Annotated in this window: 15 protein-coding genes; 8 read left to right on the plus strand and 7 right to left on the minus strand. The window is 54.7% G+C overall.

Going from position 1 to position 16,267, the window contains the following annotated elements; genetic code table 11:
- The first annotated feature begins 221 nt into the window (after nucleotides 1–221).
- Together eno and rsmA are read left to right on the plus strand one after the other, a co-directional pair.
- Nucleotides 222–1,502, plus strand: a complete 1,281-nt coding sequence (gene eno, locus M0646_RS10360; protein ID WP_286625616.1) for a phosphopyruvate hydratase — start codon at nucleotides 222–224, stop codon at nucleotides 1,500–1,502.
- A 3-nt stretch (nucleotides 1,503–1,505) separates the two neighbouring features.
- Nucleotides 1,506–2,342 (plus strand): 16S rRNA (adenine(1518)-N(6)/adenine(1519)-N(6))-dimethyltransferase RsmA, encoded by an 837-nt coding sequence (gene rsmA, locus M0646_RS10365; protein ID WP_190278343.1) that lies wholly within the window; start codon nucleotides 1,506–1,508, stop codon nucleotides 2,340–2,342.
- Here the strand turns inward: rsmA and M0646_RS10370 are convergent.
- From M0646_RS10370 to M0646_RS10400, 7 genes are all read right to left on the minus strand, one after another.
- Nucleotides 2,277–3,065, minus strand: coding sequence for an E3 ubiquitin ligase family protein (locus M0646_RS10370; RefSeq protein ID WP_149820584.1), 789 nt, complete (start codon nucleotides 3,063–3,065; stop codon nucleotides 2,277–2,279). The two genes, rsmA and M0646_RS10370, sit on opposite strands and share 66 nt — an antisense overlap.
- Nucleotides 3,066–3,124: 59 nt before the next feature.
- Nucleotides 3,125–4,135, minus strand: a complete 1,011-nt coding sequence (gene bioB, locus M0646_RS10375) for a biotin synthase BioB (protein WP_149820586.1) — start codon at nucleotides 4,133–4,135, stop codon at nucleotides 3,125–3,127.
- A 9-nt stretch (nucleotides 4,136–4,144) separates the two neighbouring features.
- A complete protein-coding gene (pheT, locus tag M0646_RS10380) occupies nucleotides 4,145–6,610 on the minus strand; it encodes a phenylalanine--tRNA ligase subunit beta (RefSeq protein WP_149820588.1) in 2,466 nt (821 codons plus the stop codon).
- Between the two features lie 85 nt (nucleotides 6,611–6,695).
- Nucleotides 6,696–7,295 (minus strand): ribonuclease HII, encoded by a 600-nt coding sequence (locus tag M0646_RS10385; protein WP_286625617.1) that lies wholly within the window; start codon nucleotides 7,293–7,295, stop codon nucleotides 6,696–6,698.
- Nucleotides 7,296–7,297: 2 nt separating this feature from the next.
- Nucleotides 7,298–8,677 carry a UDP-glucose/GDP-mannose dehydrogenase family protein gene (locus tag M0646_RS10390; RefSeq protein WP_286625618.1) on the minus strand — a complete coding sequence of 460 codons (1,380 nt, stop codon included), beginning with the start codon at nucleotides 8,675–8,677 and terminating at the stop codon, nucleotides 7,298–7,300.
- A gap of 14 nt (nucleotides 8,678–8,691) precedes the next feature.
- Nucleotides 8,692–9,648, minus strand: a complete 957-nt coding sequence (locus M0646_RS10395; RefSeq protein ID WP_149820594.1) for a UDP-glucuronic acid decarboxylase family protein — start codon at nucleotides 9,646–9,648, stop codon at nucleotides 8,692–8,694.
- Between the two features lie 99 nt (nucleotides 9,649–9,747).
- Entirely contained in the window at nucleotides 9,748–11,058 is a 1,311-nt protein-coding gene (locus M0646_RS10400) for a dihydroorotase (protein WP_286649615.1), read from the minus strand.
- 190 nt (nucleotides 11,059–11,248) lie between these two features.
- Between M0646_RS10400 and nuoH the strand changes: the two genes are divergently transcribed.
- From nuoH to M0646_RS10430, 6 genes are all read left to right on the plus strand, one after another.
- The gene (gene nuoH / locus M0646_RS10405) at nucleotides 11,249–12,367 is read left to right on the plus strand and encodes an NADH-quinone oxidoreductase subunit NuoH (RefSeq protein ID WP_149820598.1); all 1,119 of its coding nucleotides are present in this window, start codon (nucleotides 11,249–11,251) and stop codon (nucleotides 12,365–12,367) included.
- A gap of 29 nt (nucleotides 12,368–12,396) precedes the next feature.
- Complete coding sequence (gene ndhI, locus M0646_RS10410; protein ID WP_286625622.1) at nucleotides 12,397–12,987, plus strand: NAD(P)H-quinone oxidoreductase subunit I; 591 nt, start codon at nucleotides 12,397–12,399, stop codon at nucleotides 12,985–12,987.
- Nucleotides 12,988–12,998: 11 nt separating this feature from the next.
- Entirely contained in the window at nucleotides 12,999–13,601 is a 603-nt protein-coding gene (locus M0646_RS10415) for an NADH-quinone oxidoreductase subunit J (protein ID WP_149820602.1), read from the plus strand.
- A gap of 9 nt (nucleotides 13,602–13,610) precedes the next feature.
- On the plus strand, nucleotides 13,611–13,916 hold the full coding sequence (gene nuoK, locus M0646_RS10420) for an NADH-quinone oxidoreductase subunit NuoK (RefSeq protein WP_286625623.1): 306 nt from the start codon (nucleotides 13,611–13,613) through the stop codon (nucleotides 13,914–13,916).
- Between the two features lie 76 nt (nucleotides 13,917–13,992).
- Nucleotides 13,993–15,162, plus strand: a complete 1,170-nt coding sequence (locus M0646_RS10425; protein WP_286625624.1) for an HhoA/HhoB/HtrA family serine endopeptidase — start codon at nucleotides 13,993–13,995, stop codon at nucleotides 15,160–15,162.
- Between the two features lies 1 nt (nucleotide 15,163).
- Nucleotides 15,164–16,177 carry a DUF3326 domain-containing protein gene (locus tag M0646_RS10430; protein WP_286625625.1) on the plus strand — a complete coding sequence of 338 codons (1,014 nt, stop codon included), beginning with the start codon at nucleotides 15,164–15,166 and terminating at the stop codon, nucleotides 16,175–16,177.
- The last annotated feature ends 90 nt before the right edge of the window (nucleotides 16,178–16,267 follow it).

The raw sequence follows: 16,267 nt of genomic DNA on the forward strand, positions 1-16,267 counted from the left end.
GATTCCTACGAATGGTCGGGCAAGTGAAGCTGGCTAAAAGTCTTGGTAATCTTTTCCCCCAATTGTGGATGATGTACACCAAAGTTGAGTCAAATTAAACCAGTCTCAGACAAGAAAGGCAATGCAATACAGGACACTTTATAGCTTAGGTCATCCTTAAGCCATTTCAGTTTTATCGGGCATCTATCGTACAATCTAGCTGCATATTGAGGAACAAGCAGATGATGGATACGGCGATCGCAACGATTCGTGCCCGCGAAATTCTCGACTCGCGGGGGCGCCCCACGGTAGAAGCAGAAGTTGAACTGGATTGTGGCATTGTTGGACTGGCGCAGGTTCCTAGTGGTGCCTCAACGGGGAGTTTTGAAGCCCATGAACTGCGGGACGGCGATCCCAAGCGCTACGGTGGCAAAGGTGTCCTCACAGCGGTGGAAAACATTGAAACCACCATTCTCAGTGCCCTTGTGGATCTCAACGCCCTTGATCAGACGGTGATTGACCAGTGTCTCTTGGAACTGGATGGCAGTGAGAACAAATCCAACCTCGGTGCCAATGCCATTCTTGCCGTTTCCCTTGCCACGGCTAAAGCAGCCGCAGAATATCTCGGTCAACCCCTCTACCGCTATTTGGGGGGGCCGCTGGCCAATGTCCTCCCCGTGCCGATGATGAATGTGATCAACGGGGGTGCCCACGCGGCCAACAATATTGACTTTCAGGAATTCATGATCATGCCCATTGGTGCCCCTAGTTTTCGGGAGGGGCTGCGCTGGGGGGCAGAGGTTTTTGCCGCTCTGAGTAAGGTGCTGGCGGATAAGGGTTTGCTGACCGGGGTGGGGGATGAAGGGGGCTTTGCGCCTAACCTCGACTCCAACCAAGCAGCCTTGGATATTTTACTTCAGGCGATTGAAACCGCAGGTTACACCCCCGGCACTGACGTTGCCCTTGCCCTCGATGTGGCGGCCAATGAATTTTATGAAGACGGCAAATATGTGTTTGATAATGCCAGCTGCACCGGCTCTGAGTTAATTCGCTACTATGAAGACTTGGTGAGCAACTATCCCATTGTCTCGATTGAGGACGGCTTGCAGGAGGAGGACTGGGATCACTGGGCACTCTTGACCGAAACCCTTGGCAGTCGTATTCAACTCGTGGGGGATGACTTGTTTGTCACCAATCCCAAGCGCTTGCAACGGGGGATTGACAATGGCGTGGCCAATGCCATCTTGATTAAACTCAATCAGATTGGCTCGCTAACCGAAACCCTGCAAACCATTGATCTGGCAACCCGCAAGGGCTACCGCTCAGTGATTAGCCACCGCTCTGGCGAAACCGAAGATACCACGATTGCGGATTTGGCTGTAGCTACCCGTGCGGGTCAAATTAAAACCGGTTCCCTCTGCCGCAGTGAACGGGTTGCCAAGTACAATCGCCTGTTGCGCATTGAAGCAGAACTAGGGGATCAAGCAGTCTATGCACCCACAGTGGGCTTGGGGCCGTGCTAGGTGATTCGTGCCCGCAAACGGTTTGGCCAGCATTGGCTGCGCAGCGAATCGGTTTTAGCTCAGATCATTGCAGCGGCTGAACTGCACGCGGGCGATCGCATCCTAGAAATTGGTCCCGGTCGGGGTGCCCTCACTCGCCCTCTTCTAGCCAGTGGTGCTGAGGTGGTGGCCGTTGAACTGGATCGGGATCTCTGTGGCCAATTGCAACGGCAGTTTGGCAGTGAGCGGTTCCAGTTGATTGCGGGGGATATTCTGCGGCTGGACTTAGCGCCCTTGGGGTGCAACAAAGTGGTGGCCAATATCCCCTACAACATCACAGGGCCGTTACTGGGGCACCTACTTGGCAGTATTGCGCGACCGCGTCGCCCGCCCTTTGAGCGGTTGATTCTACTGGTGCAAAAAGAAATTGGCGATCGCCTGATGGCAACGCCTAGTAGCAAGGCCTACGGTGCCCTCTCCGTACGGGTGCAATTTCTGGCCACCTGTGAGAAGGTATGTGCAGTGCCCCCCCGCGCCTTTCAGCCGCCGCCTAAGGTGGATTCTGTGGTGATCTGTCTGCGACCCCACGCGACACTGCCAAGGGTGCGATCGCCCCAATGGTTAGAAACGCTGCTGAAACAGGGGTTTGCCACTCGCCGTAAGATGCTGGCCAATGCCCTCAAGTCCCTTGTTGAACCCGATCAAGTGCGCCAAGCGCTGCTTCAGTTGGGGCGAGATGTCAATAGCCGCGCCGAAGCCCTCAGCCTCGAGGATTGGCTAGCCCTCAGTGAACTGCTACAGCAGTCCCACCAAGATCAACAAAATCCCCAACCCACCACAGGCGGCAGCACCAATGGTTGAATAGAGCACGGCATTGCTGGTGTCTTGACTCAGGCTGTCTTCTGATTTCAGGGAGACAAAGAACTTTTGTCCCTTGACGGTGGGACGTTCAATGCGTAGCGTGCCCGTTTGATCACTGGCGGTGCCCACGACCAACACCTGCCGATCCACTGGCGTGATCCATTCCTGATAGCGATAACCAATGGTATTGCCACTGCCAAAGGTGAGGCTGCCCACGTTTACCTGAAAGCTGCCAAAGCCAAGGCGGGCAGTGTTATTGGCGGGTCGAAATTCATCGATGACTTGGATCGTTTCCATGTCAGCCCCGCGGGGATCCACTTCAATCTCGCCGTAGCGATCGCGCACGCGGAAAGGAATGGTTTGGCTATTGCTGCTAATCGTGTCGGAGCGGCGTTCAGTGCGCCAGCGGGTGCGGCCTTCACTATCGGTTTCGCGCACCTGTTCTTCATACTCGCGGCTGACACACATGCGGTAATGGACGCAGGGCACCTGCTTTAACTCCGAGATCAGGGGCTGATCGACAACAATCTGACCAGAAACCTTCACATATTCCCGTAGGTTGCCACCGCCAATTTCCTGTGCCACCTGCTGTTGGAGCTGATGGAGATCCGCCGTGGTGGATGGCGTGGCTAGCTTAAGACTACGGAGCTTCAGGCGATAGTGGCGCTGTACAAAAAAGAGGGCAATCGCCGCAATTAGCAAAAGGCCACCAAAAATGCTCATCGGAGACTCCGCAACAGTAGCGCCGCCAATCCCTAGTTTAGCGATGGGTAGCCCACATGTTATGGGGCGATCGCCCGCCCTTCGGGGTCTTCAAGGACAAAGCCAGCATCGGCAATCATTTGCCAGTCTTGGTGGGGAGCTTGGCCGCGGGTCGTTAGATAATCCCCCACAAATATAGAGTTAGCGGCATAGAGGCCAAGGGGTTGCAGCGATCGCAGATGCACTTCGCGGCCACCAGCAATGCGGATCTCTTGGCGCGGCAAAAGCAGACGAAAGAGCACGAGAATGCGTAAACAGTGGCGCGGATTGAGGTTGTGCTGTTGGCCAAGGGGTGTCCCCGGAATGGGAATCAGAAAATTCACTGGTACACTGGTCACCTGACGCTGCCGCAGGGAAAGGGCAAGATCAATGACATCGTCATCGGATTCCCCCATACCCAAAATGCCGCCAGAGCAAGTTGTAATTCCAGCGGCTTGGATATTGGCCAAGGTCTGGTCGCGATCGCTAAAGGTGTGAGTGGTGCAAATTTCGCCGTGGAAGTTTTCCGAGGTATTTAGGTTGTGATTGACGCGATCGACGCCTGCTGCCGCTAGCCGGGCTGTTTGCTCAGCGGTGAGTAAGCCCAAGCAGGCACAGATTTTCAGGGGATAGCGCTCCTTAACTGCCCGAATAGCAGCAAGTACCTGCTCAAAGACCTTCTCATTGGGCGATCGCCCGGAAATGACCATGCAAAAGGTACCAGCCTTGAGTTGGGCGGCGCGATCGGCCGCAGCAAGAATTTTTTCCTGCGAGAGCAGGGGATACTTTTCAATCTCAGCCGTGGAGATTTTTGATTGTGAGCAGTAGTGGCAATCCTCTGGACAGAGACCACTTTGGGCATTGAGCAGATAGTGCAGCCGTACCCGATTCCCCCAGTAGTGGTAGCGCACCCGATAGGCCGCCGCCAGTTGATTCAGGAGTTCAGTATCCGCGGCTTGTAACACCGCCCGCGCTTGATCGCGGCTGAGGCATTCATCGGCAAGGGCTAAATCGGCAAGGTGCTGCCAATCGGTCGTCAATACTGTGTTCATGGTTTTTTCTTAGCTACGGAGGGTCACGGCGTATTTTTCCACAAGGCTGTCGCGAATGCGCTGATGTAGTTCATTCACCTCGGCCTCGGTGAGGGTGCGATCGCTGGCGCGGTAGGTGAGGCGAAAGGCCAAACTGCGCTGCCCTTCGGGGACACCAGTGCCACTGTACTCATCAAAGACTTCGACACTCTCAAGGAGGGAGTCGCGCCCGCCTGCAGCTTTCCAAATGGTGCGGCTGAGTTCTGCCACAGTGAGATCCGCCGGCGCAAAAAAGGCGAGGTCGCGATCGCTGGCGGGATAAGTTGAAAAGGGCTGAAAAATAATCTGGCGATAGCGTTCCTCAAGGCGGCTCAGGAGTACCTCCAGATCCAGTTCAAAGACATACACCGCCGCCGGCAGGTCGAGGGTCGCCGCATACTGCGGGTGTAACTGGCCAAAAATACCGAGCCGTTCTCCATTCAAACACAGGGCCGCCGTCCGCCCCGGGTGCAAGCGTTCTTCTTGGCGATCGCTCTGATATTCTACATGCAAACCAAACCGCTGAAAGACACTCTCGAGAATCCCCTTGGCTTCATACCATGTGAGGGGTTGGGCTTGCTGTGAGCGGCGTACCCATTTCCCCTGCCACGGATCGCCACCGATGATGCCCCCAAGGCGATCGCTTTCCCAAAGACCCTCTTCATCTTGACCAAAAACACGGCCAATTTCAAAACCATTGAGGGGCGGATTCCCCTGTTCTTGGTTGTAGCGGAAGGCCTGTACTAGACCCGTAATTAGATCCGTACGCAGCGACGAAAACTCCGCCACTAGCGGATTCACAACGGTGACTTGGTTGGGCTGACCACCTTTTACCCAAGAATAGTGCATCAATTCCGTCAGACCCGCCCCGCGAAAGGCCGCCCGTAGCTCCCGCAGTAGGGTGAGTTCCAGCGGTAGTGCTCCCAATTCCGATTGAGCGGGCAAGGTTTCCTCAAAGCGGTCGTAACCGTAGAGCCGCGCAATCTCCTCAATGAGATCCACCTCTCGCTCAATATCCCGGAAGCGGTAAGGGGGCACCGTCACCGACCACACCACTAACTCGTCCTCAAAGGTTTCTTGACGGCTGAGGTGAAAGCCAAGGCGGCTGAGTAGCTCTTCAACGGTCTCTGCGCCCAAATAGGCGAGTTCATCGCTCTCCGCTTCATCAGCAACCACGGCCCCCAAGAGCCGGTGCACTTGTTCCAGCCGCAGGGTGAGGGTACGTTCGAGGGGCGGACGCTGATCCGCTAGTGTAGTGTAGGTCACTGTCCCTTGAGCCACCTCAGTCAATAGGGCGATCGCTTCAGCGGTGGCCGCCTCTAGTTCTGCGGGGTTCACCCCCCGTTCATAGCGAGCCGAAGCTTCCGTGCGTAATCCTTGGGCGCGAGCCGATCGCCGAATCACCGGACTAGCAAAGAGTGCCGCCTCAAGGAAGACATTCTGCGTACCCTCGTAAACTTCAGTCTCTTCGCCCCCCATTACTCCGGCAAGGGCAACGGGCACATCCCCGGCGGTAATCAGGAGATTGTCGGCACTCAGCACCCGCTGCTCACCATCGAGGGTTTTCAGGGTTTCCCCGGCCTTGGCAAAACGCACGCCAACACTCACTGGGGTTTGGGCAGCAACCCCTTGCAACCGATCCCAATCAAAGGCATGGAGGGGCTGACCCCACTTCAGCAGGATGTAGTTGGTGATATCCACCACATTATTGATGGCACGCAAACCGGCAGCCTCTAACCGTTGCTGGAGCCAAGGGGGCGAAGGGGCAATCTGAACATTGGTGATCAGTGTGCCACAGTAGGCAGGACAGGCTTGGGGATCAGCGATTGCAAGCTGTACAGGAGCCTTAGCACGGGACTTTTTGGGGGCGATCGCCTTTGGGGCGGGTAGCGTCAGGGGAGCACCAGTAAGTGCGGCCACTTCACGGGCAATGCCCACCATACTCAGGGCATCGGCACGGTTGGCAGTTGAGGTCAGGTGCAAAATCACATCATCCAAGCCGAGGAGAGGACGTACATCTTCCCCGACGGTTACTGCATCAGCGAATGGGTGAATGCCCTCAGACTCTTTGGTTAGCCCCAACTCAGCAAGGGAGCAAATCATCCCCTCAGATTTCACGCCCCGCAGTTTTGCCGGTCGAATTTTCAGATCAATTTTGGCCAGATATGCCCCCGGTAGTGCCACAGGTACATACAAGCCTGCAGCGGCATTGGGTGCCCCACAGACAATCGTGCGGGGTTCCCCTTGACCCACATCCACTTGGCAAACCCGTAATTTTTGGGCATTGGGATGGGGTTCACAGGCCAAAATATGACCCACCACAACCCCTTGCGCCCATGTGCGCCGATCTTCAATTTCTTCGACTTCAAACCCCGCCATCGTCAGGCGATCGGCCAAAGTCGTCACATCGAGATCAACAGCCACCAATTCCTGTAGCCAGCGAAGGGAAACCCGCATGGAACCCTCAAAAAAACGTCATACTTTGCCATTTTTCAGCCTACTCTCCTGTGATGGCATTACACAAGTGTAAGTCGGTATGAAGCTAGGATTTCAAGAACGATCGCCGATGCCAAGGGGTCAGGCCATACTGCTCAAGGGCTTGACGGTGTTGGGGGGTGCCGTAGCCCACATTGCGTTCCCAGCCATACTGGGGATAACACCGAGCTAAGCGTGCCATGAAGCGATCGCGCCGTACCTTGGCAATAATTGAGGCACAGGCAATACTATAGCTGTGGCGATCGCCCCCGATAATGGCCGTTACCTTTTCAAAGGGTGCTGTTTTTGTTAATTTGCCGTCAATCAGGGCATGATCCCAAGGGGCAACCCGCGCTAGGGCACGCGCCATGGCTCGATAGGTGGCTTGCAGGATATTCACCTGATCAATTTCCGCCACACTGGCACTACCAATGCCAATGGCGATCGCGTGGTTATAAATCTGCCTAAAGAGGCGCGATCGCTGGCGGGCACTCAACTGTTTGGAGTCGCGCACCTCTGGAAGAGGCACACAGTCTACCGGTAAAATTACGGCTGCTGCCACCACTGGCCCTGCCAAACAACCCCGACCCACTTCATCCACACCGACAACGCGACAATAGCCCTGTTGCCAGTAGGCCTGCTCATAGATGAGGCTGGGCGGTTCCATGCTTAATGGCCAATCCCCACATAGCGAAAGCCCAGTGACTCTAGCCCCTTGCGATCCAAGAAGTTGCGGCCATCAATGATCACGGGTTGGTGCATCACCTTGGCCAGTTCCCCATAATCCACCTCTTGGAACTGTGGCCAGTCGGTCACCAGCACCAAAGCATCACAGCCATCGGCGAGGTGTAGCAAATCCGTTTCCACAATCACATGGGAGAGACCCGATCGCAGACCCGACTGGGACACGAGGGGGTCATAGGCCTTGACCTTGGCACCCAAGCGATACAGTTCCTCGATCAAATTCAGGGCAGGGGCATCCCGCAGATCATCGGTGTTGGGCTTAAACGTTAACCCCAAAAGGCCAATCGTTTTACCCTTGAGGATTTTCAGTACCTGTTGCAGTTTTTCAATGACAATAAAGCGTTGCCGCTGGTTGACTTGAACGGCTGCTTTGAGCAACTGGGCATCGTAGCCGTAGTCTTCCGCCGTGTGGATGAGCGCCGAAACATCCTTGGGAAAACAGGAACCCCCCCAGCCCAAGCCCGCTTGCAGAAATTTCTCGCCAATGCGGGAATCCAGGCCAATCCCCTTGGCCACTTGAACCACATCCGCCCCCACGCGATCGCAAATATTGGCAATTTCGTTGATAAAGCTGATTTTAGTGGCTAAAAAGGCATTGGCAGCGTACTTAATCATTTCCGCCGAACTGAGATCCGTCACCAACACCGGCACGGGGGGCAAGGTGGGATCAGCCGCATACTTACGTTCAATGATCGGCGCATAGAGTTCCTGCATGATTTGAATCGCTTTGCGGCTACTGCTGCCCAAGACAATGCGATCGGGATTAAACGTGTCATAGACCGCTGAGCCTTCCCGCAGAAATTCAGGGTTGCTGACCACATCAAAATCCAACGGCGGATGGGTCGCCCCGCCTTTAATGGCATCGGCTAAATCGGGGTCTCGCTCAACCACACCATCGAGAATAATCATCCGCACCCAGTCCCCTGAGCCAATCGGCACCGTGGATTTGTTGACAATGACTTTGTACCCCAGATGCAAATGGGCACCAATACCGCGGGCAACGGCTTCTACATAGCGGGTATCGGTTTCACCATTGGGTAAGGCGGGTGTACCAACGGCGATAAAGAGCACTTCACCAAACTCCACCCCAGCGCCAAGATCACTACTGAAGCGAATGTGGCCACTGGCAATGCAACCACGGAGTAACTCCGTTAGACCGGGTTCATAAATAGGGGATTCCCCCTGTTGCAGCAGCTTAACTTTATCAATGTTGTTGTCAATGCAAGTCACCTCATGGCCAATATGTGCCAAGCATACTCCCGTCACCAAGCCCACATAGCCAGTGCCAATCACACATACCCGCATTCCCTGTGGCCTCCCTAAACTTCCACCATCATAGGCGTATAGGGCACGCCTAGTCGCTCGGCAAAGTCAGGAATTGTGCGCTGTAATCCCTCTAGGAGGGGGACGGTCGGTTGCCAGCCCAACACCGTGCGAGCAAGGGTAATGTCAGGACGACGGCGCTGGGGGTCATCACTGGGCAGGGGCTTAAACTGAATTTCCACCCCCGGATTAATCAGGGCTTGGATTTTTTGGGCTAGCTCCAGCACGGTGTATTCATCAGGGTTGCCCAGATTCACAGGGCCAATGTGATCGCTATTCATCAGCCGAATTAACCCTTCCACCAAATCGCTGACATAGCAAAAACTGCGGGTTTGCGAGCCGTCGCCATAAACGGTGAGGGGAATGCCCTGCAAGGCTTGAACAATAAAATTGCTGACTACGCGGCCATCGTTGACTTGCATTTTGGGGCCATAGGTATTAAAAATCCGTGCCACCCGCACATCCACATTGTTTTGGCGGTGGTAGTCAAAGGTGAGGGTCTCTGCCACCCGCTTGCCTTCGTCGTAACAGGAGCGGATACCAATGGGGTTGACATTCCCCCAGTAGGACTCAGATTGGGGATGCACCAGCGGGTCACCATAGACTTCTGAGGTGGAAGCAAGGAGAAACCGTGCCTTTACACGTTTGGCCAACCCCAGCATGTGGAGGGTGCCCATGACATTGGTTTTAATCGTTTTGACGGGGTTGTACTGGTAGTGAACTGGCGAGGCGGGGCAGGCCAAGTGATAGATTTGATCCACCTCAAGGCGAATCGGATCGGTGACATCATGGCGGATCAGTTCAAAATTGGGGTGACCCATCCAGCGCAGAATGTTGCGCTTTGTACCAGTGAAGTAGTTATCTAAGCAAATGACCTCATGACCTGCTTCCATCAGCCGATCAACTAGATGGGAACCAATAAACCCAGCACCGCCAGTAACCAGAATACGCATTGTGTTGTCTAAATAGAGTTACGCTATTCCTTTGCCTCAGATTAGCACGAGTTCATAGGAAGCCAGCAATATTTAATGCCAGTCCGCGATCGCTCCCCGTTAGCTGCCAAATTGAAGGGGGCGGCCACGCACGTCGGTATTCACCCGCCCTTGGCTAAAAACAATCTCACCATTGACAAAGGTGTAAACTGGCCACCCCGTCAATGACCAGCCCTCAAAGGGACTCCAGCCGCACTTGGTGAGCAGTTCCTCGCGGCGCACTGGGCGATAGGTCTGCAAATCCACGAGCACCAGATCCGCATCGTCACCGGGGGCAATTTTGCCTTTATTGGGAATGTCGTAGGCCGCAGCAACGGCAGTGGACATCCAACGCACCACTTGGGGCACCGTACAGCGACCGGCCATGGCTTGGGTCAACATCAGGGGCAAAGAGGTTTCCACCCCCGGCATACCCGAAGGGCTTTGGGGATAGGGCTGCGCCTTTTCCTCTAGGGTGTGGGGAGCATGATCCGTGGCAATAAAGTCAATCACCCCATCCAATAGTCCCTGCCAGAGTTTTCCATTATCTCCTGCGGTGCGCAAGGGCGGGTTCATTTGAGCAAGGGAGCCAATGTTGGCATAGGCCTCTGTGGTCAGCAATAGGTGCTGGGGGGTAACTTCCACCGTTATCCAAGGAAGCTTGTGCTCGCGCAGAAAGTCCACTTCAATTCCTGTGGACAGATGGAGAATGTGCAGGCGGCGTTCGTATTTACGGGAGAGCTTCACTGCTAACTGGGTGGCGTTGAGGGCGGCAATCTCGTCTTGAATTTGCGAGTGTACGGCCACATCGCTAATGCCAGCAAATTGTTCGCGACGGGCACGGATGCGCCCCTGATCTTCGGCATGGACAGCAATGAGGCGTTTACCCTCACTAAAGATGCGGTCTAAAATTGGCTCCTCATCCACCAAGAGGGGGCCGTGCATTGACCCCATGAAAATCTTGATGCCACAGACGGGCTGGACGGTGTTGAGGACGGCAAGGTTATCCTTAGTAGCGCCGATGAAAAAGCCATAATTAACAACACATTTGGCGGCAGCACGGGCGAGTTTATCGTCTAGGCTGGCCTGATCAATGGTCAGGGGACGGGTATTGGGCATTTCTAAAAAACTGGTGACCCCCCCCTTGGCACAGGCACAACTGGCAGTAAATAGATCCTCTTTGTGCTCTAAGCCCGGTTCACGAAAATGGACTTGGGGGTCGATCACACCGGGCAGGAGCGTGAGACCGGTAGCATCAATAACCGTATCCTCTGGGTGGACGGTGACAGTTTCTGCGACTTCGGTGATGCGATCGCCCTCAAGGCGTACCTGTTGCTGTCGCAGTTCTCCCTCTGGGGTACAAATCACCGCATTTTGGATTGCGATCGCCACCCTGTTCTCCTTCAAAATTGGCTCTCTCCCTTGATCCTACTGACATTTGAGACCCAAAGACACGAGGTGTAAACTATAAACATCCGTAATACCTGTGGTGATAAAAATTTGCCCCAGATCTATCTTCGGAACGGAAATAAAACCCTTATACTGTAGAGCGTGTCTGTAGGTGGGGCGCGATCGAATCGCTATGGAATCTGGTATTGACTTACAGGGGCAGTTTATTCGTGCATTGGAATCCCTTGGCCTCTCCCATGATCTGGCCAAGCTGCTATGGCTACCTCTGCCAATGTTAATGATGCTCATTGTGGCTACCGTGGGTGTGCTGGTGGCCGTTTGGCTAGAACGGAAAATTTCTGCCGCTGTGCAACAGCGTATTGGCCCGGAATACATTGGCCCATTGGGGATTTTGGCTCCCTTGGCCGACGGCCTGAAACTCATTTTTAAGGAAGATGTTCTCCCTGCGAATACTGATCGCTGGCTGTTTACCCTTGGGCCAGCGGTGGTCGTGATTCCTGTCTTTTTGTCCTATATTATTGTCCCCTTTGGCCAAAACCTACTGATCTCCAACTTGGCGATGGGGGTCTTTCTCTGGATTGCCCTCTCAAGTATTGCGCCCATTGGCCTACTGATGTCAGGCTATGCCTCCAACAACAAATACTCCCTACTGGGGGGACTGCGGGCAGCGGCACAATCCATTAGCTATGAAATTCCCCTTGCCTTGGCGGTGTTGGCGGTGGCCATGATGTCCAATGGTTTGGGTACGGTGGAAATTGTCGAGCAGCAGTCGGAGTATGGCATCCTGAGTTGGAATGTCTGGCGGCAGCCCATCGGCTTTTTGATCTTTTGGATTGCGGCTCTGGCAGAGTGTGAGCGCCTCCCCTTTGACTTGCCGGAAGCCGAGGAAGAACTCGTGGCTGGCTACCAAACAGAGTACGCTGGCATGAAGTTTGCCCTCTTTTACCTTGGTGCCTACGTTAACCTTGTGCTTTCGGCACTCTTGGTCAGTGTTCTTTACTTCGGGGGTTGGAGCTTCCCCATTCCCCTAGAAACCATTGCCAATCTTCTTGGGGTGAGTGAGAGCAATCCCTTTTTGCAGATTGCCTTTGCGGTGCTGGGCATCACGATGACCCTGATGAAGGCCTACTTCTTTGTCTTTTTGGCGATTCTGCTGCGCTGGACTGTGCCCCGTGTGCGCATTGACCAACTCCTAGACCTTGGTTGGAAATTCCTATTACCCGTGGGTCTAGTGAACTTGCTGCTGACCGCTGGCTTGAAGCTCGCCTTTCCCGTAGCCTTTGGCGGTTAAGAAACTCCCCATTTCCATGAGGTGACACCATGAAATTCCTCAATCAGATTACCAACTATGCCAAAGAGGCAGTGCAGTCCGCTAAGTACATTGGTCAAGGCCTCTCCGTGACCTTTGATCACATGCGGCGGCGGCCGGTGACGGTGCAATATCCCTACGAAAAACTCATTCCCTCGGAACGGTTTCGGGGACGGATTCACTTTGAGTTTGACAAGTGCATTGCCTGTGAAGTGTGCGTGCGCGTCTGCCCGATTAACCTGCCCGTGGTGGATTGGGTCTTCAACAAAGAGATCAAGAAGAAAGAACTGAAGCACTACAGCATTGACTTTGGTGTGTGCATCTTCTGTGCCAACTGTGTGGAATACTGCCCCACCAATTGCCTCTCGGTAACAGAGGAGTACGAACTGGCCACCTACGATCGCCATGAGCTGAACTACGACAGTGTGGCAATGGGACGCATTCCCTATAAAGTGACCCAAGATCCGATGGTGGCCCCGATCCGCGAGTTTGCCTACCTGCCGGCGGGGGTAATGTCTGGTCATAATTTGCCTGCGGGTGCCCAACGGGCGGGAGAGCATCCGGAGGCGATCGCCAACACTGCTGAATCATCTGAGAACTAGGAGTTGTTGCTGTGGACTTAGCCACCCTGACCCAAACGATGACCTTCTTTGCCCTTGCCGCTGCAGTGATTGTTGCTGCCCTTGGCGTTGTGCTCCTGAACAACGTTGTCTATTCTGCCTTCTTGCTGGGGGGTGTGTTCCTGAGCATCTCTGGGCTATATATCCTCATGAATGCTGACTTTGTCTCAGCGGCACAAATTCTCATCTATGTCGGCGCGGTGAACGTTCTCATCCTCTTTGCCATCATGCTCGTCAATAAGCGCGAGGCCTATACCCCAGTGCCGGGGCGTTGGCTGCGTCAGGGGGGTGCCGCAGTAGTCTCCCTTGGCGTCTTTGCCCTGCTGACAAAAATGATTTTGCAAACCCCTTGGCAACTCAGTTCCCTGCCGCCTACGACTGACAGCATCACAACGATTGGCCAGCACTTTTTCAGCGATTTCCTCTTGCCCTTTGAGTTGGCCTCGGTCTTGCTGCTGATGGCCTTGATTGGGGCAGTGGTTCTCGCCCGCCGCGAACTGGTCTTGGAACCTGAACCCCTCTTAGGGGAAGAGGTGGTTCCCCCCTTGGAGTTGCCGGAACGTCCCCGTGAACCTGTAGCCTTGTCTGAAAAATAGGGAAAGACGATGCAGTTAACCTATGTTTTGATCTTGGCAGCACTGCTATTTTGTATTGGCATCTATGGCCTCGTCACCAGTCGCAATGCTGTGCGCGTGCTCATGTCCATTGAGTTGCTTCTGAATGCTGTCAACCTCAACCTGATTGGTTTTGCCAACTATCTGGATGGTGAGCAAATTAAGGGTCAAGTTTTTGCTGTGTTTGTGATTACGGTGGCAGCCGCCGAAGCCGCCGTAGGTCTAGCCATTATCTTGGCCATCTATCGCAACCGCCAGACCGTTGACATGGAGAAATTCAACCTCCTGAAGTGGTAGGCTAGAAACTGGAACTTGGCTCCCTGAATGGTCGTCTTCTTTTCAAGAACCAGTGTCAGCAAAGGGGCAATGGCCTATGACAGTGCGTCTTGGTAAATCGGTCACTTATCTGTCGTTAATGGCGTTGGGGGCAGCCGCTGCCATGTTTGCCACCCACTTAATGCCAACGTCAACGCCCTTGGTGACCCCCAGTTTGGCGCAGTTACCGGCACCGCTACCAGCGGGAAATGACATTAACTTTATTGCCCGTGCTGTTGAACAAGTAGGACCTGCCGTAGTGCGGATTGATGCTTCCCGTACGGTGCAGACCCGCGTGCCAGCCATCTTTAATGACCCTTTCTTTCAGGAGTTTTTTGGGCCAATGATGCCCCCCCGCAGCCGCGAGGAGCGGGGTTTAGGCTCTGGCTTCATCATTAGCAGTGATGGCCTGATTCTGACCAATGCCCATGTGGTGGATGGTGCCAATCGCGTACGGGTGACACTCAAGGATGGCCGCACATTTGAGGGTCAAGTTTTGGGGCAAGACCGACTGACGGATGTGGCCGTAGTCAAGGTGAATGCCAACAATTTACCAGTGGTGCGTCTTGGCAATTCTGATCATTTGCGCCCCGGTGAGTGGGCGATCGCCATCGGCAATCCCTTGGGTCTCGATAATACGGTGACTGCGGGCATCATTAGTGCGACGGGACGCTCTAGCGGTGATATTGGCGTGCCCGATAAGCGGGTGGGCTTCATTCAAACCGATGCGGCCATTAACCCCGGCAACTCTGGTGGCCCCCTGTTGAATCAACGGGGAGAGGTGATTGGCATGAATACCGCGATCATTGGTGGTGCCCAAGGCTTGGGATTTGCCATTCCCATCAACACGGCTCAGCGGATTGCCAACCAACTGATTGCCAATGGTCGTGTCGATCACCCCTTCCTTGGTATTCGCATGGCCAATCTCACCCCTGAGATGCAGCAGCGCCTCAACGCCAATCCCAATAGTCCTGTGCGTGTGCAGGAAAGTTCGGGTGTTTTGATTTTTCAAGTCTTGCCCAACTCTCCCGCTGCCCGTGCAGGTTTGCAACCCGGAGATGTGATCCGTCGCATCAATGGCCAAAACATCACCAAAGCGGATCAAGTGCAGCAAATGGTGGAAAGCACAGGCATTGGTCGCACCATGGAACTGGAAGTGCGCCGTAGTGGCCAAACTGTAACTGTGGCCGTGCAGCCGGCTCCCCTCCCTGCCCAAGCTAGTCGCTAACGTGCTGACGGCCGTTCTGATCATTCCAACCGGCATTGGGGCTGCCATTGGCGGCTATGCGGGTGATGCGATTCCCGTCGTTCGTGCTTTGGCTCAAGTGTGCGATCGCCTGATCACCCATCCCAACGTTCTCAATGGGGCAATGCTCTATTGGCCGCTGCCCAATGTTTGGTATGTGGAAGGCTATGCCCTTGATGAATTTGCTGTTGGCCGTTGGGGATTGCTGCCACCCCATCCCAATCGCATTGGCCTGTTACTGGATGCGGCGATTGAAGCGGATTTCCAACTGCGCCATCGTCAAGCAGCGGCGGCCTGTGCTGCCACCTTGGGTCTAATGATGACTGAACCTGTGATTACAGATGAACCCTTGGGCGTGCAGTTGCAAACCGCTGCCTCGGGGGCAACCTGGGGGACTCTGGCGAACCCCGCTAGTTTATTGCGGGCGGCAGAAAAACTGATTCAAGAGGCCAAGGCGGAGGCGATCGCGATTGTGACCCGCTTTCCCGACGATCCCGGTACGGCAGCCTTACAGCACTATCGCAGTGGCCAAGGTGTCGATCCCCTCGCCGGGGCAGAAGCGGTCATTAGTCATTTGGTTGTCCAGCACTTTCAGATTCCGGCAGCCCATGCCCCAGCCCTGCAACCATTGCCCCTAGAGGAGACTGTACATCCCCGCGCCCTAGCTGAGGAAATTGGCTACACCTTTTTGCCCTCGGTGTTGGTGGGATTGAGTCGTGCTCCCCGCTATAGCCCAACTGCTAGGGAGGCCCTGTGGCGACAGGACGTGGATGCGGTGATTGTACCCGCCACTGCTCTTGGTGGACGGGGAATTCTGGCCTTGGCTCAGCGGGGCGTCCCCATCCTAACGGTGACTAACAATACCACAACCCTCAATGTTACAGCTGCCGATTTGGGGATAGAGACAATCCCTTGCCAGTCCTATGCCGAGGCCATTGGCGTGTTGAGTGCGATGAAGGCAGGGGTATCTTGGCAAACGGTTACACTGGCAACCTGAAAAAATTTTTGCTTTTATTCCCATCGCCAGGCTGAACAAGTGTCCAACCCTATGAGATGTTGGTGAAGAGCAACTACCGGCATATTGTAC

This window comes from Thermosynechococcus sp. B3 (genome assembly GCF_030323045.1).
Lineage (GTDB): Bacteria > Cyanobacteriota > Cyanobacteriia > Thermosynechococcales > Thermosynechococcaceae > Thermosynechococcus.

Coding starts and splice junctions, on each gene's coding strand:
- nuoH (WP_149820598.1), top strand. CDS start 11,249: ATGGAATCTGGTATTGACTTACAGGGGCAGTTTATTCGTGCATTGGAA.
- eno (WP_286625616.1), top strand. CDS start 222: ATGATGGATACGGCGATCGCAACGATTCGTGCCCGCGAAATTCTCGAC.
- ndhI (WP_286625622.1), top strand. CDS start 12,397: ATGAAATTCCTCAATCAGATTACCAACTATGCCAAAGAGGCAGTGCAG.
- M0646_RS10370 (WP_149820584.1), bottom strand. CDS start 3,065: ATGAGCATTTTTGGTGGCCTTTTGCTAATTGCGGCGATTGCCCTCTTT.
- M0646_RS10425 (WP_286625624.1), top strand. CDS start 13,993: ATGACAGTGCGTCTTGGTAAATCGGTCACTTATCTGTCGTTAATGGCG.
- bioB (WP_149820586.1), bottom strand. CDS start 4,135: ATGAACACAGTATTGACGACCGATTGGCAGCACCTTGCCGATTTAGCC.
- nuoK (WP_286625623.1), top strand. CDS start 13,611: ATGCAGTTAACCTATGTTTTGATCTTGGCAGCACTGCTATTTTGTATT.
- M0646_RS10390 (WP_286625618.1), bottom strand. CDS start 8,677: ATGCGGGTATGTGTGATTGGCACTGGCTATGTGGGCTTGGTGACGGGA.
- M0646_RS10395 (WP_149820594.1), bottom strand. CDS start 9,648: ATGCGTATTCTGGTTACTGGCGGTGCTGGGTTTATTGGTTCCCATCTA.
- pheT (WP_149820588.1), bottom strand. CDS start 6,610: ATGCGGGTTTCCCTTCGCTGGCTACAGGAATTGGTGGCTGTTGATCTC.
- M0646_RS10385 (WP_286625617.1), bottom strand. CDS start 7,295: ATGGAACCGCCCAGCCTCATCTATGAGCAGGCCTACTGGCAACAGGGC.